The organism is Streptomyces sp. TRM49041 (genome assembly GCF_008271805.1).
Classification (GTDB): domain Bacteria; phylum Actinomycetota; class Actinomycetes; order Streptomycetales; family Streptomycetaceae; genus Streptomyces.
This window is the reverse complement of record NZ_VSRY01000139.1, coordinates 29,997-52,745: the sequence shown is the minus strand read 5'-3', so window position 1 is coordinate 52,745 and position 22,749 is coordinate 29,997. Positions and strand designations below refer to the sequence as shown.

The 22,749-nt window shown below is 71.3% G+C and carries 19 protein-coding genes and 2 pseudogenes; 10 read left to right on the top strand and 11 right to left on the bottom strand.

Translation table 11 applies throughout. The features are described from left to right. Positions 1–41 precede the first annotated feature (41 nt). From FVS66_RS17715 to FVS66_RS17705, 3 genes are all read left to right on the top strand, one after another. The gene (locus tag FVS66_RS17715) at positions 42–1,250 is read left to right on the top strand and encodes an FAD-dependent oxidoreductase (RefSeq protein ID WP_149182142.1); all 1,209 of its coding nucleotides are present in this window, start codon (positions 42–44) and stop codon (positions 1,248–1,250) included. Positions 1,251–1,342: 92 nt separating this feature from the next. Next, positions 1,343–2,239, top strand: coding sequence for an RNA polymerase sigma-70 factor (locus FVS66_RS17710; RefSeq protein ID WP_149182193.1), 897 nt, complete (start codon positions 1,343–1,345; stop codon positions 2,237–2,239). A gap of 513 nt (positions 2,240–2,752) precedes the next feature. Then, entirely contained in the window at positions 2,753–3,286 is a 534-nt protein-coding gene (locus tag FVS66_RS17705) for a macro domain-containing protein (protein WP_149182141.1), read from the top strand. 204 nt (positions 3,287–3,490) lie between these two features. Here the strand turns inward: FVS66_RS17705 and FVS66_RS17700 are convergent, their stop codons facing one another. Then, complete coding sequence (locus tag FVS66_RS17700; protein ID WP_149182192.1) at positions 3,491–4,249, bottom strand: TetR/AcrR family transcriptional regulator; 759 nt, start codon at positions 4,247–4,249, stop codon at positions 3,491–3,493. 142 nt (positions 4,250–4,391) lie between these two features. On the opposite strand from FVS66_RS17700, the gene FVS66_RS17695 reads away from it, so the two are divergent. From FVS66_RS17695 to FVS66_RS36885, 3 genes and pseudogenes are all read left to right on the top strand, one after another. Further along, positions 4,392–5,612: a saccharopine dehydrogenase C-terminal domain-containing protein gene (locus FVS66_RS17695; RefSeq protein ID WP_149182140.1), complete on the top strand. Its 1,221-nt coding sequence runs from the start codon at positions 4,392–4,394 to the stop codon at positions 5,610–5,612. A gap of 400 nt (positions 5,613–6,012) precedes the next feature. After that, positions 6,013–7,611: pseudogene (locus FVS66_RS36890) on the top strand (tetratricopeptide repeat protein); the annotation flags it as partial. Positions 7,612–8,650: 1,039 nt separating this feature from the next. Further along, positions 8,651–9,760 (top strand): CHAT domain-containing protein, encoded by a 1,110-nt coding sequence (locus tag FVS66_RS36885; RefSeq protein WP_399225777.1) that lies wholly within the window; start codon positions 8,651–8,653, stop codon positions 9,758–9,760. 50 nt (positions 9,761–9,810) lie between these two features. Here the strand turns inward: FVS66_RS36885 and FVS66_RS17685 are convergent, their stop codons facing one another. The 6 genes from FVS66_RS17685 to FVS66_RS17660 all read right to left on the bottom strand — a co-directional run bounded on the left by FVS66_RS17685 (position 9,811) and on the right by FVS66_RS17660 (position 14,019). Further along, complete coding sequence (locus FVS66_RS17685) at positions 9,811–10,749, bottom strand: hypothetical protein (protein WP_149182138.1); 939 nt, start codon at positions 10,747–10,749, stop codon at positions 9,811–9,813. After that, on the bottom strand, positions 10,746–11,144 hold the full coding sequence (locus FVS66_RS17680) for a hypothetical protein (RefSeq protein WP_149182137.1): 399 nt from the start codon (positions 11,142–11,144) through the stop codon (positions 10,746–10,748). Before FVS66_RS17680 ends, FVS66_RS17685 begins: the two co-directional genes overlap by 4 nt. Before the next feature lie 725 nt (positions 11,145–11,869). After that, positions 11,870–12,358 carry a hypothetical protein gene (locus tag FVS66_RS17675; RefSeq protein ID WP_149182136.1) on the bottom strand — a complete coding sequence of 163 codons (489 nt, stop codon included), beginning with the start codon at positions 12,356–12,358 and terminating at the stop codon, positions 11,870–11,872. Beyond that, on the bottom strand, positions 12,342–12,833 hold the full coding sequence (locus FVS66_RS17670; protein WP_149182135.1) for an RNA polymerase sigma factor: 492 nt from the start codon (positions 12,831–12,833) through the stop codon (positions 12,342–12,344). The genes FVS66_RS17675 and FVS66_RS17670 overlap by 17 nt, the downstream gene beginning before the upstream one ends. Positions 12,834–12,952: 119 nt before the next feature. Then, entirely contained in the window at positions 12,953–13,630 is a 678-nt protein-coding gene (locus tag FVS66_RS17665; RefSeq protein ID WP_149182134.1) for a class F sortase, read from the bottom strand. After that, positions 13,627–14,019 carry a Tat pathway signal sequence domain protein gene (locus tag FVS66_RS17660; protein WP_149182133.1) on the bottom strand — a complete coding sequence of 131 codons (393 nt, stop codon included), beginning with the start codon at positions 14,017–14,019 and terminating at the stop codon, positions 13,627–13,629. Before FVS66_RS17660 ends, FVS66_RS17665 begins: the two co-directional genes overlap by 4 nt. An 836-nt stretch (positions 14,020–14,855) precedes the next feature. Between FVS66_RS17660 and FVS66_RS17655 the strand changes: the two genes are divergently transcribed. After that, positions 14,856–15,371, top strand: coding sequence for an ATP-binding protein (locus FVS66_RS17655; protein ID WP_149182132.1), 516 nt, complete (start codon positions 14,856–14,858; stop codon positions 15,369–15,371). Between the two features lie 52 nt (positions 15,372–15,423). Here FVS66_RS17655 and FVS66_RS17650 read toward each other — a convergent pair whose 3' ends face one another. The 3 genes from FVS66_RS17650 to FVS66_RS17640 are packed head-to-tail and all read right to left on the bottom strand — an operon-like array spanning position 15,424 to position 19,028. Beyond that, positions 15,424–17,736: an ABC transporter permease gene (locus tag FVS66_RS17650; protein WP_149182131.1), complete on the bottom strand. Its 2,313-nt coding sequence runs from the start codon at positions 17,734–17,736 to the stop codon at positions 15,424–15,426. 6 nt (positions 17,737–17,742) lie between these two features. Next, on the bottom strand, positions 17,743–18,531 hold the full coding sequence (locus FVS66_RS17645) for an ABC transporter ATP-binding protein (protein ID WP_149182130.1): 789 nt from the start codon (positions 18,529–18,531) through the stop codon (positions 17,743–17,745). Beyond that, complete coding sequence (locus FVS66_RS17640) at positions 18,528–19,028, bottom strand: PadR family transcriptional regulator (protein WP_149182129.1); 501 nt, start codon at positions 19,026–19,028, stop codon at positions 18,528–18,530. The genes FVS66_RS17645 and FVS66_RS17640 overlap by 4 nt, the downstream gene beginning before the upstream one ends. Positions 19,029–19,186: 158 nt before the next feature. Here FVS66_RS17640 and FVS66_RS17635 point away from each other — a divergent pair, with 158 nt between their 5' ends. Then, positions 19,187–20,458, top strand: a complete 1,272-nt coding sequence (locus FVS66_RS17635) for an ABC transporter substrate-binding protein (protein WP_149182128.1) — start codon at positions 19,187–19,189, stop codon at positions 20,456–20,458. Between the two features lie 214 nt (positions 20,459–20,672). On the opposite strand, the gene FVS66_RS36880 is transcribed toward FVS66_RS17635, so the two are convergent. Then, positions 20,673–21,179, bottom strand: a complete 507-nt coding sequence (locus FVS66_RS36880; RefSeq protein WP_149182127.1) for an IS3 family transposase — start codon at positions 21,177–21,179, stop codon at positions 20,673–20,675. 77 nt (positions 21,180–21,256) lie between these two features. Here FVS66_RS36880 and FVS66_RS17625 point away from each other — a divergent pair, with 77 nt between their 5' ends. Beyond that, a complete protein-coding gene (locus tag FVS66_RS17625) occupies positions 21,257–21,724 on the top strand; it encodes a hypothetical protein (protein WP_149182126.1) in 468 nt (155 codons plus the stop codon). Beyond that, positions 21,691–22,432 (top strand): annotated as a pseudogene (locus tag FVS66_RS17620) (IS5 family transposase); the annotation flags it as partial. The gene FVS66_RS17625 and the pseudogene FVS66_RS17620, both read left to right, overlap by 34 nt. Positions 22,433–22,749: the final 317 nt, after the last annotated feature.

Here is a 22,749-nt window from a genome sequence, read left to right as displayed (position 1 = left end):
CGGTGTCTTGAGGCCGAACACCTGGAAACGGAGGAGGCACCATGACTGAGAACACCGACGTGGTCGTAATCGGCGGCGGATACGCGGGCGTGATGGCCGCGAACCGGCTGACGCGGCGCGCCGACGTGACCGTGACGCTGATCAACCCGCGCCCGACCTTCGTCCACCGGGTCCGCCTGCACCAGCTGGTGGGCGGGTCCGACGACGCGGTCGTCGCCTACCAGGACGTCCTGGCCGGCGGCGTCCGGCTGGTGGTCGACACCGTGACCCGGATCAGCGCGGCCGAGCGCAGCGTGACACTGGCGGCCGGCGGCACGCTCGACTACGACTACCTGATCTACGCAGTGGGCAGCGGCGGCGCCGGCCCGAGCGTGCCCGGGGCGGCCGAGTTCGCCTACCCGATCTCCACCCTGGAGGAGGCACAGCGGCTGCGCCCGGTCCTCGACGCCGCGCCCGCTACCGCCCGCGTGACGGTGGTCGGCGCCGGTCCCACCGGCATCGAGACCGCCGCCGAGCTGGCGGAGTCCGGCCGCACGGTGACCCTGGTCTGCGGCGGCGTGCTCGGCCCGTACCTGCATACCCGCGGCCGACGTTCCGTCGCCAAGCGGCTGGCCAAGCTCGGTGTGACGGTCGTCGACGGCTCCGACGCGAAGGTGAGGGCCGTGACCCGCGACGCCGTGCGGCTCGCGCACGGCCGTGAGCTGCCGAGCCAGGTCACCATCTGGACCGCCGGCTTCGGCGTTCCGGACCTGGCCGCGCGCAGTGGGCTGAGCACTGACACCCTGGGCCGCCTGCTCACGGACGAGACGCTGACGAGTGTGGACGACGCGCGCATCGTCGCGGCCGGGGATTCGGCGGCACCGTCCGACCTGCCACTGCGGATGAGCTGCCAGGCCGCGATGCCGCAGGGCGCGCGGGCCGCCGACACCGTGCTCAGCCGGCTCGTGGGTGAGCAGCCGGAGAACCTTCACCAGTCGCTCCACGCCCAGTGCATCAGCCTGGGCCGACGCGCCGGTATCTTCCAGTTCGCCAACAGGTCGGATGTCGCGGTGTGGTTCCACATCGACGACCGACTGGGCGCCAGGCTCAAGGAGGCCGCCTGCAAGGCCGTCCACAAGCAGCTTGCCGACGAGGCGCACAAGCCCGGCTCGTACAGCCTGCACCGCATGGCAGGAGGTGCCGCCAAGCGCCGGCAGCTGCTACGGGCAAAGCGCGCCGGGGCACCGGCCGCCGCGGACCGGGCAGCCTGACCGGTGCGTGCCGTGAGGATCTTGCTGTGGACGCACGTGAACGCGGACGGCCGCCAGGGCCGACCGCGAAGGACGAGGAGAAGGGCCGAGAGATGAGCGACGACGCCACCGACCCGGCGACCAGGGCGTTCCTCGCCCATCGCAGCCTGCTCTTCACCGTCGCCTACGAGATGCTCGGATCGGCGGCCGACGCCGAAGACGTCCTCCAGGAGACCTGGCTGCGCTGGGTCAAGGCCGACCAGGGGCAGGTGCGCGACCAGCGTGCCTACCTGGTCCGCATCACGGCCCGGCAGGCGCTCAACCGGCTGCGCACCATGAAACGCCGCCGGGAGGCGTACGTCGGTCCCTGGCTGCCCGAGCCGCTGCTCACCACGCCGGACGTGGCCGAGGACGTCGAGCTCGCCGAGAGCGTTTCGATGGCGCTGATGCTCGTCCTCGAGACGCTGTCGCCCACCGAGCGCGCCGTCTTCGTGCTGCGCGAGGTCTTCGATGCCGGCTACGACGAGATCGCGGCCGCTGTCGACAAGAGCCCCGCGGCCGTCCGCCAGATCGCGCACCGCGCCCGTCGGCACGTCGATTCCCGCCGCCCTCGCCGGGTGGTCTCGCCGGGCGAGACCGAGGCGGTCCTGGAGTCGTTCCAGCGCGCGCTCGAAACCGGGGACCCGAAGGACCTCCTCGAAGTGCTCGCCCCCGAGGTCGTCCTGGTGAGCGACGGCGGCGGCGTGAAGCACGCCGCACTGCGGCCGGTTGCCGGCGCCGAGAAGGTGGCCCGTATGTTCGCCGGCGGCATCGGAAAGCTCGAAGGCAGGCTCACGGCCGAACCGACCGTGGTCAACGGCGACCCGGCGTTCCTCGTCCGCCTGGACGGCGAGCTCGACGGCGTCATGGCGATCCGTGTCGAGGACGCCCGCATCACCGGCCTCTACTACGTCCGCAACCCGGAGAAACTGTCCCACGTCGCATCCGCGAACCCGCTCACCCTGCGCTGAACACCACCGGCCCCCCGACGCGCGGACGCCAATCCTTCCAAGACCCCGCACAACGATGTGAGGAGGGTCGTACCGAAGTGCTGATACGCCGTGCACTCATGCAGCGGAGCCCGTGACCGGGGACCAAGGTCCCCAGCAGCCCGGGCCACGCCGGGACGCCTGCGGAGAACCCCGCCTCGCCTCCGGCGACTTGGAGGCGAGGCGGGCGCACCTGGGGCCACCAGCTCGGCGACGACGAGACCACCGTCGACCAGCTCCGCACATGTAGTGCACACAGCTCCTCCGCGCTGCTCACGGCGACGAGGATCCCCGGCCCCGGCCGGCACGGCTCTCGCCTGAGCTCGGCCCACCCACGCCCTACGCTGTTTCATCACGAGAAGCGTGGTCCGAGGAGACGGTCGACGACCAGGCCAGGGGGGCGAACTGCCGGGGCCTGCGGGCAGTGCCTTCATCTCCGCCGACGACGACCCTACTGACCCGAACCCACCCACCGACAGCAAGGGAACTTCACACGTGCTGCCCATCGAGTACACCACCGGCGACGCCACCGCCCCGCAGACCGGCGACAACAAGATCATCGCGCATGTCTGCAACGACATGGGCGCCTGGGGCGCCGGGTTCGTACGAGCGCTTTCCCACCGCTGGCCGGAGCCCGAGCGGGAGTTCCGGCGCTGGTACCGCGATCGCGCCACCGAGGGCTTCCGCCTCGGCGCCGTGCAACTGGTCCAGACGGAGCCGGACCTGTGGGTGGCGAACCTGGTCGGCCAGCACGGCATCCGGACGCGCACCGGCATCCGGACCGACACCGGCACCCAGCCCACCGAACGCGGCACCGAGCTCCCCGACAGCGGCCCGCCCATCCGCTACGACGCGGTGCGCGAAGCCCTGCATACCCTCGCGGAGCACGCCCTGCGGCTCCACGCCTCCGTGCACATGCCCCGCATCGGCTGCGGTCTGGCGGGCGGCACCTGGGACCGTGTGGAACCCCTCATCGCCGAGGCCCTGGGAGCGCGGGACATCCGTACCGTGGTCTACGACCACGCATAGCCGGCGACTCCGCCCGGAAACCGGCATCGAGCCCTTCGACGCGTACGGCCCCGACGTCCTCGGATGCCCTGACACCGGCCGCGAGCGGCGGCGGCACCGGTACGGAACCGGCCGGACCCACGCGGGGCGACCTGGACCGCGCCGGGCAACCCGGACAGGGAGCCGACCACGCGGCGCAGAAGCGAGTACTGCCGGAACGCGCGGTCAGTCCCCGTTGCCGACGGCGCCCTCGGGCGGAGCGTCCGCCGGTTCCCAGCCGGACCGCAGCGCCTCCCGGCATGCCTCCGCGCTGTCCAGCAGCATGTCCAGGGCGGTCGGGTAGGCGCTGGTCACCATGCGGGCCGCCAGGAGGGGGGCCGCCTCGGCGATGCGGGGGTGGCTGGTCGCGGGAAGACGCGCGTAGGTCGAGCGCCACATGTCCTCGTCGGCGCGCTGGGAGGCACGCGGCAGGACAAGGGCCGCCGCGTCGAGGGCGGCGAAGGCCAGGGTCTGGTCGATGAAGGCGTGGTAGATACGCACGGTCTCGGCCGGCGGGAAGCCGGCCGTGCGCAGCACGTCCAGGACGGCCTCGTCGGCGGCCAGCTCGTTGGCCCGGCCGGTGACACGGCTGGTGGTCAGCTGGGCCGCCTGCGGGTGGGCGACGTAAGCGGCATGGATGCGCAGTCCGACGGCCCGCAGGTCGGCTCGCCACTCTCCCGTCGGCCGCCAGCCGTGCAGCGCCCGTCCGATCAGCGCGTCGCCGATGGCGAGCGTCAGGTCGTCCATGCCCCGGAAGTAGCGGTAGAGCGTGCTCGGGTCGCAGTCGAGGGCCAGGCCGAGGCGCCGTGCCGTGAGCCCGGCGCTGCCGTGCTCACCGAGCATACGCAGCGCGGTGTCGACGATCAGTTGCTCGGACAGCACGGTGCCGCTCTTGGTGGGACGGCGCCTGCGCCGCTTCTCCTCCGGCACGACCGGTTTCGGCACCACGGGTCTCCCTTGCTGTTCGCTCCGCTCCGGACGGCTCCCGCCCTTATGCCAACGCCATTGACCTTAGCCCGTCCCGACGGGTTGCATCTCCGGCGGGGCCCCATCACGTCGTAGACCTTCAGCCGAGGGAGTTCTTGTCATGCGTGTACTGCTCGTGGGCGCCGGTGGCGTGGGCACCGCCATCACCCGGATCGCGGCCCGGCGGTCGTTCTTCGAGGCGATGGTCGTGGCCGACTACGACCCGGCACGGGCCGAGGCGGCGGTGGCCGCCGCCGGCGACGCGGAAGGCCGGTTCCGGGCCGCGCGGGTCGACGCCGGTGACGAGGCGGCGGTCCGTGCCCTGCTGGCGCGGCACGACTGCGATGTGCTGCTGAACGCCACCGATCCGCGCTTCGTGATGTCTCTCTTCCGGGCGGCCCGAGCCGCCGGCGCGACCTATGTCGACATGGCGATGTCGCTGTCGCGGCCGCACGTGGAACGCCCGTACGAGGAGTGCGGGATCAAGCTCGGCGACGAACAGTTCGCGCAGGCCGGGGAATGGGAGAAGGTAGGAGCCCTGGCGCTGGTCGGCATGGGCGTGGAGCCGGGCCTGTCGGACGTCTTCGCCCGGTACGCCGCCGACGAACTCTTCGACGAGATCGAGGAGATCGGCGTGCGTGACGGTGCGGACCTGACTGTCGACGGGCATGATTTCGCGCCGTCCTTCAGTATCTGGACCACCATTGAGGAGTGCCTGAACCCGCCCGTGGTCTACGAGGCCGGGCGCGGCTGGTTCACGACCGAACCCTTCAGCGAACCGGAGGTGTTCGACTTCCCGGAGGGCATCGGACCGGTCGAGTGCGTGAACGTGGAGCACGAGGAGGTGCTGCTCGTGCCCCGCTGGGTCGGCGCGCGCCGGGTCACCTTCAAGTACGGCCTGGGTGAGGAGTTCATCCGCACGCTGAAGACGCTGCGCCTGCTGGGCCTGGACCGCACCGAGCCGGTGACCGTGCCGGGCGCGGACGGCCCGGTGCGGGTCTCGCCCCGGGACGTCGTGGCCGCCTGCCTGCCGGATCCGGCGGCGCTGGGCGAGCGGATGCGCGGCAGGACCTGTGCGGGCACCTGGGTCCGCGGCGTCAAGGACGGGGCGCCGCGCGAGGTGTATCTGTACCACGTGGTGGACAACCAGTGGTCCATGGCGGAGTACGGCTGCCAGGCGGTCGTCTGGCAGACCGCCGTCAACCCTGTCGTGGCGCTCGAACTGCTCGCCACCCGTATGTGGACCGGCTCCGGAGTCCTGGGCCCCGAGGCATTCCCGCCGCGCCCCTTCCTGGACCTGCTGACCGCGTACGGCTCGCCGTGGGGCATGAGAGAGCAGTAGAGCCGGCCCGCGTCGGCCGCTCCTCGGCCCCCGGTCGGCCGGCTCAGCGAGACCGCAGGACTCCACGTCGGCTCTGACTCCGCGATGCCGAACTCGCCCTGCCGGACATCACCGCCCACCAACCGGTGCCTTCGCCGGGAGACGGGAGAACCCGGGGCGTCGAGCCCGACGGTCCGCATCGCCGTGCCGACCCGGCCACGCCCCCCTGCCGGGCGGCCCTCCGAAAGCGATCCGCTCGGAGCAGGCGCTGTCGCCGTGACGGTCCGTCGGTTTCCGATGCCTGTCGCGTACGGACATGGGATGGTTGGGATCGTGACGCCTCTGGAAGCGACGTGAACCGGAGCATGACGTGACCCGGGAAGAAGCACTGGACGCGCTGCGGAACCGGGTGGCGGAAGCCATGGCGGTGCTGGAGGGGCGCTCACAACCCGGCCCGGAGGCAGCCCTGTTCGACGAGGCGGCCCGGAGCATGGCCGCCCAACTCGCCACCAACGCACGGCTGGACGGGGAGGCACGCTTCGTCCTGGGCCTGTACCACTGGTCGCGTCACCTGGTCACGCTGGACGGCGACAGCCCGCATCCGGTGAGGGGGCACGGGACACACACGCACACGCGCACCACACCCGACCAGCCAGACGACGAATCGGACCTGGAGGCAGCGGTCCGCTGCCTCCAGCCGGTCTACGCCGTCGAAAGCCGGATGGTGCCGAGCGCGCTGCACCCGCTGCTCGCCGCGTCGGTCGAGCTGTCGCCGGACCAGGGGGCAGCGTACGAACTCCCCGATCCGATCCGGCAGACCATCTCCGGACTGGAGAGGTACCGTCACAGCGCGGACCCCGCCGATCTCTCGGCGGTCATCGGCGCACTCACGTCCTTCGCCACCCCGGCGCGGCGGGCAACCCGTGCACTGCTGGCCGACTGCCTGTACAACCGGGCCGTCCGGCTGGGCGAGCTCACCGGATCGCCGGCGGCCGAGGCGACGGCCGAGGCTGCCGAGGCGACGCCCGAGGCGACGGCCGACAAAGCGCCCAGCGACAGTGCCCCAGTGGTGGAAGCCATCGGTCTCGCGGTCTCGGCGTACCGGAGTCTGGCCGAGGAAGACCCCGCGCACCTGCCCGATCTGGCCATGGCGCTGCACACCCAGGCCGTCGACCTGACCACGGCCCGACGGTTCGCCCAAGCGGTCGAGTCGGAGCGCGAGGCCGCCGGGATCTACCGGGCGCTGGCCGACGACAACGACGATTATCTGGCAGACCTGGCGACCTCGCTGGGCGGCGTCGCCCACCGGTCGTACCTGGCCTTCGGCGCCGCGCAGGCCGTGGAACCGGCGAGACAGGCGGTAGACGCCTGCCGCCGGCTCCCCGACGGCGGCCGACCCGACCTCCAGATCATGCTCGGCGACGCGCTCGGCACTCTCGTCGGCTGCCTCGCCGAGGCAGGGCTCGCCGCGGAGGCGACCGCCGCGGCGGAGGAGGCAGCCGAGCTGCACACCGATCTCGGCGCACAGGCGGACGCCCTCAACGACCTGTCGAACCGGTACGCCGAGCAGGGCCGCTGGGCCGAGGCGCTGGAGGCCGCCGAGCGAAGCGAGTCCATCCGGCGCGGCCTGCCACTGGACACCGCTGAAGACCGCGCGGACCTGGCCATGGTGCTCACCAACCTCTCGAACCGGCTGGGCGACCTCGCACGGCCGGTCGACGCGCTCGGCCCGGCACGAGAAGCGGTCGCGCTCTACCGGGAGCTCGCCGACGGCTCTGCCTCGCCAGATGTCGCGCTGTCGCTCAACAACCTCAGCATCTGGCTCTCCGACGCGGGCCGGCACGCCGAGGCCCTCGCCGCCGCACAGGAGGCCGCCGACATCTACCGGCGGGTCGCCGCCACGTCCCCGCGACACCGGCCGCAGCTCGCCGCCGCGCTGAACAACCTGTCGAACCGGCTGGTGGAGGCGGCGCTCCCGCAGGAGGCCGAGGGGGTGATCGCCGAGGCCGTGACGATCCGCCGCGAACTGGTGGCGAAGGAACCCCATGCTCATCGAGCCGACCTCGCCGGCAGCCTCAACAACTGGGCGAACCGGCTCTTCGACACAGGCCGTGGGGTACAAGGGCTCGCCGTCGTGGGAGAAGCGGTGCGCACCTACCATGAGCTCGCCACCGAGGACCCGAGGGCTTACGGCGGCGATCTGGCCATCGCCCTCGACACGGCCGCCCTCTGCCTGGAATCGGCCGGCCGCCACGACGAGGCCGTGGTGGCCGCCTCCGAGTCGGTGACGGCGTACCGGACCCTGTCGGCGGAGGCTCCCGGCGCCTACCGTGGACGACTCGCCTTCGCGCTGGCCAACCTCGGCGCCCGCCTCCTGGCCGCGGGGCGCTATCCGGAGGCGGCCGAGGCGTACCGGGAGGCCGGCGACAGCCCTCAGGCCGGACGGCTCGTGCAGGTGCAGGCCGCGCGCGGGCTGGGCGCGGCACTGCATTCCGCCGGACGGTCCGCCGACGCGCTGGCGGCGTACCAGAAGGCGGTGGACTCCCTTCCCCTGGCCTCCGCACGGGCGTCACTGCGCCGCGACCGGGAGCTGGGGCTGGGCCGGCTGGCAGGGCTCGGCCCCGACGCCGCGGCGGCGGCGATCGCCTGCGGCGAACTCCCCCGCGCGATCGAGTTCCTTGAGCGAGCCCGTGGCGTCATCGCCGCCGACCGGCTCGACGTCCGGGGCGATCTGCGGCGGCTTCGCCGCGTGGACGCACCGACCGCGGACACCCTGGTCGCCCTCCGGGACCAGATCGACGCTCTGACCCACGCCGCGCTCGATCCGGCCGACGGCGACCCGGCCACAGCCGGTGGGGCGGCCCGGTTCGACGAGACCCTACGCCAGGTGAACGCCGACCGACTGGCACGGCTCGACGCCCGGTTCACCGCCCTGGTCACCGGCGTAGGCACGCGGAAGGGTTTCGAGACCTTCCTGCGGCCGCCGTCGTTCGAGGAGCTGGCCTCCGCGGCCGCGTACGGTCCCGTCGTGATCGTCAACGTGTCCCGCTACGCGTGCCATGCCCTGCTGCTCACACACGGCGGGCGAGCCCCGACTGAGGGCCCTCCCGCTCGACATCACCTTCGAAGACACCGCCCGGCAGGCCGTCCGCCTGGTGACCGCGGCCCGGCAGGCGTTCACAGCCGACCTCGGCCTCGCGGCGCGTCTCCAGGCGCAGCGGACGGCGGACGAGGTTCTGCGCTGGCTCTGGGACCGGGTCGCCCAACCGGTCCTCGCCGAGCTGGGCCTCTTCCCGGCGCCTCAGGAGCCGACGCCGGAGGTACCGCACATCTGGTGGTGTCTCACCGGGCCTATGTCCTTGCTGCCCGTCCCGGCCGCCGGAGACCGCACCGGCGACGCCCCCACGGCTGCCGACGGCAGGCAGGAGGGGCCACCGGTCCGGCGCAGCGTGCTGGAGTACGCGGTGTCGAGCCTCGCCCCGACGGTGGGCGCCCTGGTGCACGCCCGGACACGGGTGAGCCCGGTGCCGGTGCCGCACCCAGGGCCATCCGCACCCGGCCGCGGGCCCCTTCTGGTGGCGGTCCCCGACGCCGGCCAGGCGCCCGCTCCCGAGGCGGCAGGTTCGCTCGACCAGGCGGAGGCCGAGGCGCGGGCGCTCACCACGCTGCTCCCCGGCGCGCTGCCGCTGATCGGGCCGGACGCGACGCGGGACCGGGTGGTCGAGGAGATCCGCCGCCGCGGCATCGCCCACTTCGCCTGCCACGGTCACAACCATCCCAACGACCCTTCGCAGAGCCGGATGATGCTCGCGGACGGCCCGCTGACCGTGCTCGACGTCGCCCGACTGCAACTTCCGCATGCCACGCTGGCCTACCTGTCCGCATGCCACACCGCGGCCCCCGGCGACTGGCTGCCCGACGAGTCCATCCACCTCGGCGCGTCCCTGCACCTTGCCGGCTACCGGCATGTCATCGGTACGTTGTGGCCCGTGGACGACCAGCCGGCACGTCAGCTCGCCGAGCACTTCTACGCCGCCCTGATCCCGCGTGACGGCCGCGGTCCCGAACCCGATCGCGCCGCGCACGCTCTGCGGCAGGCCATGCTGCGTCTGCGTCGCACCACACCCTCATTGGTGTGGGCGGCCTATGTGCACGTCGGCGCGGTATGAGCGGCAGGCGCGCCGCTCGCCGACGGTGCGGCCCGCCGTGATGGCGCCCGCTAGCGCGCCCGCCGGGACAAGGGCACCGGCTCGGCGTGCGACAGCGTGAGCTGATCCTTCCGGGTACGGTCGGTGATCGCGGCACCTACTTCCTGCGTGAGGTCTCCGGAATGGACGATGCCCAGCCTCCCGGCCAGCTCGGCACCGTACAAGTCGACCGTGGCCTCGGTGAGATCGGCCAGCACCGCTGCCGCGCCGCGGCCGCGGACCTGCGCTGTCGCCGCCACGACCAGGGTGATCGCGGCCGCCGGCCACCACAGGACCGCGAGCGGCGCGTACAGGGCAGCCCACCCCATGAGGCGTGTGGCCGCGGAGTAGGCGTCATGCGCTGTCACCAGCTCCTTGCGTGTCTCCTCGGCCACCACCAGCCAGAGACGCGGCCAGGCCGCGGCGAGATCGAGATCGTATGCCTCCCGGCAGCGGAAGTCGGCGGACCCCAGCCGATCCCCGATCCAGCTGGCATGTGTGGGCGGAACGGGGCAGACACGGTCCCGGGCGCGCACAGCCGAACGCAGCTCCGCCTGCGGCACCGGGCCGGGCCTGCTCAGCACCGCGCCCATCGCTTCACCGATCCGCCGACTGGCCTTCTCCCATCGCCGCTTCCGCCACCGGGCGAGCACCCGCAGCGGTGGCCGGCTGCCGGACAGCGTCCACAGACCGTGCACCAGGCGCCCCAGCGCGGCTGCCGCAAGCCCGGCCCCGGCAGCCGCGATCAGCGTCGCGGCGAGGAGCAGGACGATGACCCCGGCGTTGTGGCTCGCAGGGTCCGAGGCCCGTGCCGTGATCCATCGGCCCAGCTCCCCGACGTCCAGAGCTTGGGAGTGTCCCAGCCGCAGCGCCGCACCGGCAACGCCGACATAGAGCAGACCCGGCAGCACCAGGAGCGCGACCCAGCGCTCGGCAAGCTTCTTGCCGAGTTCGGAGAGCAGCGTGGTCACCGGCTCGGACGCTTCCGGACCAGCGGGGAGTCGTCGACGGCACAGGCGGGCGGATCCGTCGCCGCGCCGATGGCGTGCCAGCGGCCACAGCGGCCCTGGGGCCCGCGGGGGCAGGCCCAGACCTCCGCCGTCAGATGGCCGCCGTCGGAAGCGGCCGGGCTGGCCTGGTATTGCCGGGCCGTGGGTGTCAGGCCGCCCACGATGCCGTACCGGATCAGCGCAGCGTCGAGCCGGTCGAGCTCTGCCCCCAGCGCTTCCTCCGGCGTCCCGGACCTGAGGTCGGCCAGGATCTGATCGACGGCGTCCGCGGCACCGGCGTCGGCAGCGACGGGCCGCAGGTCCCCGCTGGCCAACTCGCGGCAGAATGCCGCCAACCGCTCGGATAATTTCGACATTTCCCCTCCCCGATCTTCCGAACCCATCCTTCCCGGCTCGGGCGCACCCGACCCGTCCTTCACGCATCGGGAATGGAATGCCCTCTGACCGTCCCCACCCGAGCCCCCGTCGCGGGGCCGACCAGGAAGGAGACCCGCGGCACGCCGAGGAGGCCGGGTGCACCCGGCTGACCTCTGGCGCGAGCCGGGGCTTGCGCGCGGCCTCCTCCCGTACCGGGCCGTGAAGGCCGCGACCTGGATCGGGCCGCCGTGCTGCTGCTGCGGGGCGTTGCGGGGTCTGGTCCTGTCCGGCGTGATGGCACGGTCCCCGCCCTGGTCGCCCACAGGCCGGTGCCCCGCCCGGCCACGGCGGCCGGGCGGGGCACCGGCCGCACCCCGGCGTCCGTGACCGTGCAGGCCGCGGGCAGGCGACGATACGGGCCGGGCAGCACGCGGCGCCTGTCGGTGTCACTGCCCGGCGGCGGGGCGTGACGGGCGAGGCGCGCCCTCGGGTGCCAGAGGCACCCGGAAGCCCCGAGCGACCGGCCCTATCACCTCGTGCAGAACCCGCGGACGGATATCCCGCCGCGCCGCGACCTCATGAAGGCCCGCAGCTCACAACACTCCGTGCTCGCCGCGCTCGCCGCGCGCGCTCGCTCCAGGCGACGGCGGGCGGCGTCGCCACAGGGACGAGTCGTCGCGGCCCCGCGGACGGGCGACGCGCACACAGCTGTGAGTGTGGTGTCTCACCCGCCGACATTGTCGTCCGCTGCCCGGGACTGTGGGACCGGTGCCGCCGTGGAGGGCGCGGGGGTGGGGACCGGGTTACGGGGCGTTGAGGGCTGGTTGGTGTCGTCGCCTGTGGTGGCTGGGGGCGTTGAGGGCTGGGGTGGTGCCGGACGGCTCGTCGGCGCCGACGGTGTGGGTAGCGGCGTCGGTGGGGTCGGCGTCGTCCGGTCGCCGGCCGGCGGGGGAGCGAGCGGTGGCGTCGGGGACGTGGGGGCGACCGGACTTGCGAGGTACAGCGGGATGGTGATGAGGGCTGCGACGGCGCAGGTCACGCCGAGCCCCGCCGCCGTGCGCAGTGTGCGGCGGCGGGATGCTGTGCGGCGGATCTGCGCGAAGCGGCCGGGCGGCGGGGCCAGGTGGTCGGAGGGAGCGCGCAGGACCGCCGTGAGGTGGTCGTCGGGTGTGGGCTCCGGACCGTCCACGTCGTCGTCAAAGCGTGTGGTCAAGGCTTCTCCTCATCTGGGTGCGGAGCAGTTCGCGGGCCGCGTGGAGGTCGGCCTTGACGGTTCCTTCCTTGCGCCCGGTCAGCATGGACACCTCCCGGATCGGCATGTCGGCGTAGTAGTGGAGAAGGATCGGGGTGCGGAGTCGTTCCGGCAGGGACTGGACCAGCAGGCGTACCGAGGGGTCGGCCTGCTCGTTGTGTGAGTGCACTCCGGCTTGCGTCGTCACCCGGCGTATCGCCCGCCGCTCGCGCTCCAGTTTGCGCCAGTGGTCCCGTACGAGGTTGGCCGCGGTGACATAGAGGAATCCGCGCGGCTCCTTCACCTGGCTCCAGCGGGCCCAGAGCCGGGTGAAGGATTCGGAGGCGATCTCGTGTGCGGTCTCGTCGTCGTCCACGAGGCCGCGGCACCAGCCCGCCAGGCGCGGATAGAGGGCGGTGAACAGTTCGGAAGCTGCCTTGTCTCGGGACCGTTTCAACGCTCTCCATGGTCGTTGGGGCTTCGCACGGTTCGGTGGGGAAGGATGCGGGGCCGCCGACAGCCGACCTCCGGTCGGCTGCCGACGTTCCGGTCTCCGTGCGTGCCGTGTTCTTGGGGTCAGGGGGCAGGGGGCGTAGAGGCGGCCAGGCGGGCGAAGACGATCACGTTGTCGCGGTACTCGTCGCCCGTGCGAGGGCCGCCGCACGTGATCAGCCGCAGTTCCGGGTGGCTCGTGTCGCCGTAGACGTCGTCGGCAGGGAAGTACGCCTTGGCGACGGTCCGTACGGCGCTGACCGCGAACTCCGCCGATGCGCCGTCCTGCCTGCGTGCCACGATCCGGTCGCCCCGGCGCATCCGGGCGAGGTGTCGGAACACCCCGTCCCCGTAGGGGCCCACGGTGACATGGCCGAGGATGACCGACGGACCGGCCTGGCCCGGGGTCGGCGAGTGTCGGTACCAGCCCGCCCGGTCGTCGGCCGTGACCGGCGGCACCCGCACGGTGCCGTCCGGAGCCAGCCCCAGCCCGATGACCGGGGTGTCGACCCCGATCGCCGGGATCTGCAGCCTGACCGGGACCGAGCGTCCGAGGGAACGGGCCGTGTTCGCGGATGCCGAGGGCGCGGGAGGGGGTGGCGGTGGCGTGTCCTCGGCACTTCTGTGCGTGCCCCCCGCAGCGCCGCTCGCCCTTCGGGGACGTCTGGTGGAGTCCTGCTGCTCGGCTTCGCGGCCGGCACACCCCGCCATCAGCACAGCCACGCCCGCCGCGGCGAATGCGCGCCTGGAGAGCGGCGTCATGCCCCGTTCGCACGCCTTCGCCGTACGGCGAAGGCCGTTGTGCCGCCGACGGCGAGTATCGCGGCGGCTGCACCGCCGATCAGCTCACCTCGTCCGGTCCCGGACCCAGAAGCGGCCGCCGTCACTCCGGTGTCGGGAGCGCCCGACGGTACGACGGAGACCTGGCCGCCGTCGGCCGCCCGGGTCGGTTCGGCCGACGGCGGTGAGGGGACGGGGGAGGGGGCCCGGGTCGGTTCGCCACCGTCGGCCGGGGTGGCAGTGGCCGAGGGGACGGTGGCCGTAGGGCTGGGGGCCGGGCTCGTGGAGGTCCCGTCGGCGGATGCGGGCGTGGTGCTTGCCGTCAGGGCGGTGGCGGTGAGTGCCATGGCGCTGAGGATGATTCGGCGCATCGACTCGCTCTCTTTCTTGTCCGCCCGGTGTGCGGACGGGCTGGGTGATGGGTCGAGCGGAGAGACGACACGGCAGAGGGCCGGGTTGTAAAGAGAAGGCAAAGGCATCCGAAGCTCCACGCCGGCCCGGCTCACGCCCGCCCGCCGGCGACTGCGGTCGCCTTCCTCCATCTCCTCAACTGGCTCGAAAGCCAGAACCTCGCCCCGCCACTTGCCGCCGGGGTGACGGTGCGCTGAGCCCTCTCTCAGAAGATCGCCCGCGGTCCCGGCTTACGGCGTAGGCGTGGCCGGGCTTAGGCCCGGGGCCGGGACGCCGTGATTGGCGCCGCATCGTCTGCGCGTACATCCCCAGCACCCGCAAGATCACTTCCTGGATCACGCGGCCCAGCGCGTTGCTCACCGAGAGCCGGAGCGAGCGGCTGCTTCGATTTCGGCTCGCCTGCCCGGGGCGTCACCCAGGCCGGCGCCCGCCATGTGGCCGACCCCGCCGACCCCGCCTGGACAAGCAGGAGCACACCGAAACGTACGGCCCATCCGGCGATCAACACCTGTGCGCGGGCTTGCCTACCTGTTCGGTACTCACCGCGCCCAGCGGCATCTCATACATGAATCGAACGATATGGGCATGTTTGAGGCAGATACTCTCCCTCACCCCTTGACCAGCACTTCCGGGCATACCTAACATGTATGTACAACAGGTCCGGCGAGGGACAGCAACTGGCATCGAGCCGGACAAGGTCACGGGAATCGGGTGTGACGCTCGTGACGAATGAAGCCGGGCGTGAGGATTCAGCGCCGTTCGCCCGGACTGCTGATGAGATGAGCGAGGCAAGGTCATGGCTCTGGCACCGACCACCATCTGCCCCACCGCATCGCGCGGGCGTCGCCTCCTCCACGCAGGCTACGGAACGTCGCCCGCCAAGCGGCTCGCGACCGGTGAGGTCACCGCCCACCGCGTCGTGATCACCCTGCCGGCCGAGGAGCGCCGGGTTCACACGGTCCGCCGGTTCAGCGCGGCTCATCTGTCCCGCTGGGGGCTGAGCGAGCCTGACCGGGACTCCGTGGTCCTCGTCATCGGCGAGCTGGCCGGCAATGCCGCGCGGCACGGCGGCAAGGACATGACCGTCAGCCTGGCCCTGACCGGCCAGGAGATATGTGTCGACGTGGTCGACACCGGAGCTTCGGACCGCCCCCGGGCCCAGGGTGGCGCTGTCGCCGAGGACGAACACGGCCGAGGTCTGGGCATCGTGGATCACCTGGCGATCTGGACCAAGTTCGGCCCCGACGGGGACGGCTGGCGCAGCCGGGCGGGCCTGCGCATCACTTCTGCGGTGGTCGCCACCGGCTACTAGACCGCCCCCGGTCCGGACGCCGGTGTCGCCGCCGTTGCGGTGCGGCCTCGGCTCACAGCGAGTCGCTCAGCGTATCCGTGACGCGCTGTCGCACGGCCCGGGCGGCGGGTAGCGCCGAGACGGCAACCGCGCCCGTCACCGCAGCGGCCACGACAACGATCAGGTAGGCCGGCGGGGGGCTCTGGGCGATGCCCGCGCCGATGCCGCTGGAATGGCCTTGGAGATCGATCAGCCAGTCCGAGACCTGCACCCCGACGACCGTTCCGAGCACGCTGGCGGCAAGTGCGATAAAGCCTGTGTCGGCCACGATCACCGACATGATCTGGCGTGGAGTGAGCCCGATGGCCTTGAGGGCGAGCAGGTCCCGGCGCCGGTTCTGAGCACCCGCGGCGGTGGTCGCCGACAGCTCGGCCAATCCGATCAGCCCCAGCACGACGATGAGGCCAATGATGATCACGCTGCGCACCGGTGGGAGCGCTTCCGCAGGTTTGCCGATTTCGCGGACGTCGAGCCTGCCCTCGGCGGTCCCGGCCAGATCGTCCTTCACCGCGCCGGCATCGGCGCCGTTCTCGAGTACCAGATGATGGAAGCCGGGCCGCAGCGCAGGACTACTCTCCCGGAGTGTGTCCAGGGATGTGGAGATCACGCGTCCGTTGTCCTCCGGCTCGATGCTGCGCCCGACGATGTGGAGCACCTGAGGGTTCCCCTGCACCGTCACGCGCACCCAGTCGCCGACCTCGGCATCGAGGAGATCGAGCAGGCCCTGCCCCGCCACCGCCTCGTCCGGACCGCTCGGTGTCCGTCCTTCGGCGACGACGAACGGGTACGGGCGGTCCTCCTCGCCGAGGCCCCGGAGCCTGATCGTGCCGGTCTGCCCCGGCACCAGAGCCGCGACTTCGGAGCCCGGGTATGCCGCCGCCACCTCGGGGTGAGCCGTCAGCAGCTGTCGTACGGACGCCTGGTCGGGACCCTCGCCGCGCGCGGTGAGCGAGGCGGCGAGCCCCACCGCCTGCGGCCGGTGCTCAAAGGCGTCCAGCGTGGTCCAGGTGCCCAGGGCCACAGTGATCAGCAACAGTGGTACGGCCAGTCGTCCGACGGCTGCCACAGCGCGCCCCGGGCGGTCGAAGGCACCGCGCCAGCCGAGCACGAGGGCAGGTGGGAGGCGCAGCCCCAGGGCACGGCGTACGCTTCTGGACAAATGGCGGCCGGTCGGGACCGCTGCCCGCGCGACCGGCACGGGCGGTACACGTCCGGCCCGCCAGGCGGCCGCCCCTGTCGTGGCGGCGATGAGCAGCAGCGTGCCCGCCGATATCGCCGCGGGCACCCACGCATGGCCGGGCAGCGCCTGCCACAGCTGCATCGCCTCACCGACTCGGCCAGGCAGCAGCGGGCCCAGCAGTTCGATGGCGAGCGTCCCGCACACGACGCCGACCAGTGCCAGCAACAGGTGCTCCCCCAGGTACATCCGCACCAGTTGCGCGGGGGTGAAACCGATTGCCTTGAGCACGGAGATGTCCCGCAGATGTCCCCGGATGCGGGTGCTGATGGCGCCCGTCACCGCCAGGACCGCGGCCAGCAGGGCGCCGAGCCCGAATACCCCGAGAAGCAGACCGAGGAGCCGGCTCCCGCCTTCGGCCTCGCCCTGGGCCTGCTGCCAGGTGGAGACCCTGGCCACCTGGTCGGCTCCGAGCTCGGTGACCGCCCGTTGGACGACGAAGTCGGTGTCTTCGGCATTCTCCAGCCGAAGCCCGATGGTCTGACCACGGCGCTCGGGGTCGGGCGCCACCTGGGCGAGGACGGTCGGCAGCACCCATCCGACGCCGGGGGTTTCTTCCGCGCGATAGCGCGGTTCCGCGGTGTCGGCGGTGCCCACGACGCGCAGGGTGCGGTCGGTTCCGTCGGTGCCGCGCAGCTGCAGCGAGTCGCCTGGCTCGGCCACCAGCGCCTGGGCCACCGAGTTCTCCAGCACGATGCCCTCGGGGTCGTCAGGCGTGAGCCAGTGACCGGACACGATCAGTGGGCGCGCCACGTCCGGCGGCTGGGAGGCGGTGGCGCGCATCTCCAGCGTCGCATCGACGCCACGCAGTTCCGCTGTGGCCTCCGCGGTGCTGAACGGCCCCGACACGCTCTCCACGCCGTCGATGTCGGCCAGTGATCGGGCGTCGGCCGATGCCGTGGTGTGGATCCAGACATGGGCGCCGGACGACTGGGTGAAGACCCGCTGCCAGGGGTTGGTGGCGTAGGAGAGGAAGGCGCTGGCGAGCAGCAGCGAGATGATGATCCCGGCCGTTGCGAGGACCACCAGCAGCGCTTCGCCGCGCACTGCCCGGAGATCGGCGCGTACCCAGCGCACCGGGGCCCTCATCGCCACTCAGCCTTTCAGTTCGATCGTGCCGGCGACGCCCCCCGCGCGTGGGGGCTCCTTGCCGAACGTGGCCTCGTCGACGATCCGCCCGTCGAAGAGGTGGATCACCCGGTCCGCGGCGCTGGCCAGCCGGGCGTCATGCGTCACCATCACGATGGTCTGGCCGCGCTCGTGGTAGCGGGAGAGCAGCCGGAGGACCTCCCGGGTGCCCTTGCTGTCAAGGCTGCCCGCGGGTTCGTCCGCCAGGAGCAGGGTGGGGTGGTTGACCAGCGCGCGGGCGAGCGCGACCCGCTGCTGCTCACCGCCGGAGAGCTCGCCCGGCACGCTGCGCTCCCTGCCCTCCAGGCCCAGCTCTGCCAACAGCCCGGCGCGTGCCTGACGGGCCTCCCGGGTCGAGTACCCGGCAAGCAGCGCCGGCAGCTCGACGTTGTCGGCCACGCTCAGGTTGGATATCAGGTTGAAGAACTGGAAGACGATGCCGATACTTCGGCGGCGCAGCACGGCCCAGCGGGCCTCACCGTAGGTGTCGACCCGTTTGTCCCCGAGCCAGATCTGTCCACTGTCCGGCCGGTCAAGGCCACCGAGCAGGTGGAGCAAGGTTGACTTGCCGGCTCCCGAGGGCCCGGTGATGGCAAGGAACTCGCCGCGCTCCACGCGCAGATCGACACCGCGTACGGCTTTCACGGGGACACCGTCGGCCTGGTGCGTCTTGACCAGGCCCTGTGCTCGCACGATGGGTTCGGAATCGGCGGAGGTGCTCCCGCCTGCCGTGACGGGAGGGGCTTCGTCACTCATTCCAGGTCCTCCTGGCAGCGTTCGAGCCAGTCGAGGTCCGCCTGCAGGTGGAGCATCGCGCCCTCGATCAGCAGCTGCGAGAAACGGTTGTCCCGGTCCTCGGACGCGGCCAGCTTGGACAGGTCACGCATGGTGTTGAGGTAGTGACGCCGCTGCATGTTGATCAGGGCGATCCGTTTCTCCGTGTCGGGCGCGAGGGCGAGCTTCAGAAAGAACTCGTCCCGCAACCGCGGCTCCTCGGCCGGTTCCTTGAGCCATGAGGCCACAGCGTCGCGTCCAGCAGGGGTCAGCTGGTAGATCCGCTTGTTCGGCCGGGTCGACTGGGCGACATCCGTCCCTTCGATCAGCCCAGCCTTTTCCAGCCTACCGAGCGTGACGTAGATCTGTCCGATATTAGGCTCGGGATATGCTGTCCCTAGAAGCTTCTCCAGGGACTGCTTGAGTTCGTACCCGTGAGCCGGGCCTTTCGCGAGGAGAGCCAAGAGGGGAAGACGCACCGGGGTCCTCCCTCCTGGAATACCTTCTTGCTGAGTGGACACCTCCGGCCGTGAGCCGTATTGCCCACGGCCAGATTCCCCTATCCATTATCCGCCTTGCCTAACCGATATGCATGCACCGGATGAGGCGGCAGGCACCGATGGGCCGGGAGGAACCGATGCGGCGGAATCGTGCTCCGATCGGGGGCCTTCTGGCCACGGCGCTGATCTTCGCGGCTTCCGTGGGCGCATGTTCCTCGGGAAACCAAGGCGGATCGGATGGCCGTGGTCCCCTCACGATGGTCGCGAGCGCGGACCCGTCCGGCTACACGCGAGGTGTGTTGGCCGAGTGGAACCGTACTCACCCGACCGAGAAGGTCACCCTGCTGCAATTCCCCTGGTCTTCGGACGAGGCACGCGCCCAAATGGCCAGCCACCTGCGATCGGGCAGCGACCGCTTCGACGTGCTCGACCTCGATGTGGCGTGGACGGTGGAGTTCGCCGCCGCGGGCTGGCTCGCACGGCTGAACGCCGACCGATTCCCGATCAAGGAATTCCTGCCGCCCGTCGTGAACACCGCGACCCTTGACGGGGAACTGTACTCATTGCCGTACATCACCAACGCCGGGATGCTCTACTACCGCAAGGACATCCTCGACCGGGCCGGCGAGCGCCCACCGCGCACCTGGGCGGAGCTGGAGCACCTGGCGAAGACGGTGGCTCCGAAGTACGGCCTCCAGGGCTACGCGGGGCAGTTCCTGCCGTATGAGGGGCTCACGGTCAACGCCACCGAGGCCGTGCAGTCGGCCGGCGGCTCGATCCTCTCGGACGACGGCACCAGGGTGACGGTGGACTCCGAGAAGACGCGCAAGGCCCTGGCCTTCCTGGCCGACGGCGTGCGCGACGGATGGATCCCCAGGGAGGCGCTCACCTACAAGGAGGAGGAGTCCCGCAAGGCATTCCAAGACGGCAACCTGCTCTTCCTGCGCAACTGGGCTTACGTCTACCCACTGGCCAGCGGGAAGGACTCGAAGGTGGCGGGCAAGTTCGATGTGGCCCCGCTGCCCGGTCTGAACGAGTCCGCCGTCGGCGTCCTGGGAGGGTCGAACCTGGCGATCAACGAGAACTCCCCGAACAAGGCGTCGGCAACCGACTTGCTCGCCTATCTGACCAGCGAGAAGGTCCAGCGCCGGATGCTCACCGAAGGCGGGCTCGCACCTGTGCGGGCCGACGTGTACGAGGACCCGTCCCTGGTGCGCCGGTTCCCGTATCTGCCGACTCTGCGCGACAGCGTGCTGGCGGCCCAGCCGCGGCCGAAGAGCACGCAGTACGAACAGGTGAGCAGCGTAATCCAGGCGGTGGTCCACGACACCCTGGCCCAGAGGGAGACACCCGAGGACGCCGTAGAGCGCCTGACGCGGGAGTTGAACGCCATCGTCGAACGCGACTGATCCGATCCACCCCGGAACCCGGCCGGTCCCCTCGGCACGCGCTACTCACTTGTCCTCGTGGAGAGCCGCCCCGACCCGTGCGGACCGGCCTTGAGCGGCGACGGCCTGCAGGTAGTCGGTCATGGTCGGTCATGCCCCCTCGAAGATGCTTGCCGGAGTCGTTCGTGCCGGCATCGAGTACCTTCCTGTCGACGGTTGGCCGGGGTCCTCGTTGTCATGGCAGGGAGTTGGTGCGGCAGCTGGTGCCAGACAGTTGTGGGATCCTTTCCTTCGAGTGAAGCCCGAGGCGCCGGTGCGTCCGCAAGGCGGTGGACGTCGGAGGGCTGACGATCGCGGAGTCCTGGCCGCGATTCTGTTCGTTGCCACCTCGGAAGTCCCGGTCGACCAGGTCCGGCGGGCGGGGCGCCGACGGATCGGGGACAGTGGTCCGCCGCCGACGGCGGATGACGCCCTCCAGACCCAGCTCGCGCATCAGCCGCTCGACCGTGCGGCGGGCCACGACGATCCCCTTGCATCGCAGTGCGCGGGTGATCCGGCGGGCGCCATAGGTGCCACCGGAGTCGGCGTGAAGCTGTTCGATCAGCGGCATGAGTTGCTCGTCGCGGAGGCTTCGGGCCGACTTCGGCCGCTTCTTGCGGGCGAAGTACGTCGACGGCGACAGCTGCAGGATCCGGCAGATCGGATCGACCCCGCGACCCTTCTCGCGCAGGTGGTCGATCACTTAGACGTCATCTCATTTGGTGAGTCCGTGCGACGATTCGTCGGCCAGTAGGAAGCCACGAGCAGGGGCGAAGGTCGATGGAGTACGTCAATCTCGATGCGCAGGTCGGCGACCTGTCAGGAGTCTTGGACCCGGCTCGCTACCTTGACCATCTGCCCTCGATCTCCGGTGATCTGCCGCCGGGTGCTCGGGCCTTCGCCACTGACAGGGACCACTACGACTTCCAGAGCAGGCGATGTGTGAAGGACCTGACGCTTGGGGCCGTCCGGGGCGCCGGCGGCGAGGAGATGGAGGTCGAGTTCCAGCACAACTGCTGGAAACATGACCGAGACCTCGTCATCCGCTACACAGGGGTGTCTAGCTTCGCCATCGATCCTGTCGACGAGGACCGAGGGGCGGACCCCGGGGCGGTGATTCTCGACGAGGTCCTGCCGCACAGGGACGGCTGCAGCCACGAAGTCGCCTGCTGGGAGGGCACACTCACCATTGTCTGCCGTGACCTCCGGGCGATCTGGACCGAGACCGACTGCTCAAGCAAGTCGTAGGCGCGACAGTTCGCCAGCGGGTGGTGCTGGACGCGCCGTGTCGGCCTCAGGGCGATGGTCGGCGTCGGCATGGCGACCGGAGGTGCTGGCGGCGATCGTGTTCGTGGCCACGTCGGGCTGTACGTGGCAGCAGCTGCCGACAGCGTCCTTCGGCTTGTCAGGGGGCAACGGCTCACCGGCGGTTCAGCGAGTGGTCGCAGGCTCGGGTGTGGGCCAAACTCCACCGCGTGGTGCTCGATGAGCTCGGCGCCCGCGGCGAGCTGGACTGGTCCCGCTGCGCGATCGACTCGGTGAACATGCGGGCCCTGAAAGGGGGGACCTGACAGGTCCGACTCCTGTCGACCGGGGCAAGTACGCTCAAAGATCCACTTGATCACCGAGCGGACAGGTCTGTCCATCTCTGTCGGGATCCCGGCGGCGAACCTGCACGACAGTCAGGCCCTGATCCCGCTGGTGAAGGGCATACCGCCAATCCGGTCCCGTCGCGGACGCAGACGGCGCAAGCCAGGCAAGCTACACGGCGACATGGGATACGACTACTCCCACCTGCGGCGATGGTTACGCGAGCGCGGCATCACCCACCGCATCGCCCGCAAAGGCATCGAGACTTCACAACGGCTGGGCCGCCACCGCTGGACCATCGAACGCACCATGCCCCGGCTCGTCGGCTGCCGCCGACTCCACCGACGCTACGAACGCGAAGCCGACTTAGTCACCCTGTCCGTCGGCGCCGAGCCGCTGTTCATGGCGCTGGGAGACGCCGCCCGCCGTCGGGAAGTCGTGCCGGCGGTCTGGACGTCCTCGGGAGCCGGGTCGCAGGCGACAACAGCGCTGGCTACGGAGTCCGGTGACCGGCGGCGCGGCTCAGACGCCGTCCCGAGGGCGCCGTGTGCGTGGTCTCGATCCGTGCAGGGACGCGGTGAGGATACGGGGCTGTCCCCGCCTGCGGCGTCCACTCGCACGATCCTGATGCGGCACGGACCACCGTGTACGGCAGCGAGGAGCGGGGAAGCCTTTGCCCAGGC